The organism is Bacillus sp. SIMBA_154, assembly GCF_046536015.1.
Classification (GTDB): Bacteria; Bacillota; Bacilli; order Bacillales; family Bacillaceae; genus Bacillus; species Bacillus pumilus_P.
Genome location: NZ_JAWJBV010000639.1, coordinates 1 through 238, shown reverse-complemented (window position 1 = coordinate 238; position 238 = coordinate 1). Strand labels below are relative to the sequence as shown.

At 48.3% G+C, this 238-nt stretch carries 1 pseudogene; it reads right to left on the bottom strand.

The features are described from left to right. Window positions 1-238: pseudogene (locus R0K30_RS23435) on the bottom strand (hypothetical protein); the annotation flags it as partial.

The window sequence follows — 238 nt, the reverse complement described above, 5'->3', positions numbered from 1 at the left end:
ATTATTGCGTGCGGCATTGCTCACCGTCGACATATAAGAGCCAAAGATACCGATATTCTGGTCTTTATCTATGGCTAAGTCGGTGTGGAATTGCATAGTATCGCCGCCATGGCCAATAACGCGATGACCGTTATAGTCGCTGATGTAAAAGCCGTGGGCCATGCCGCCAGATAAGCGCTCATCTGCGGTAAATAAGAGCGAATGCATTTGCTCTGCGGTTTCTTGTTCAAGAATCCGG